We start from the raw sequence: 257 nt of genomic DNA on the forward strand, positions 1-257 counted from the left end.
ACATAAGCGTGTTGCTTATGTACCTGGTGATGTAAATTTATGGCCGAATTTAACAGGTGGAGAAGTGATAGATCTATTTGTAAAACTGAGAGGATCAAATAACACAAGTAGGCGGGAAGAACTTATTAAAAAATTTGACCTTGATCCAACGAAAAAGTGTAGGACTTATTCAAAGGGAAATCGGCAAAAGGTTGCACTGATAGCTGCATTTTCTTCCGATGCAGACCTTTATATATTAGATGAACCAACTTCTGGAC

The 257-nt window shown here is 37.4% G+C and carries 1 protein-coding gene; it reads left to right on the plus strand.

Annotation, left to right across the window (positions count from 1 at the left end):
- On the plus strand, positions 1-257 hold a 257-nt coding region (locus tag AOA62_RS29770; RefSeq protein WP_143521943.1), incomplete at both ends, for an ATP-binding cassette domain-containing protein.

The organism is Pseudomonas sp. 2995-3 (assembly GCF_002742565.1).
In the GTDB taxonomy this organism is placed as follows: Bacteria; Pseudomonadota; Gammaproteobacteria; order Pseudomonadales; family Pseudomonadaceae; genus Aquipseudomonas; species Aquipseudomonas edaphica.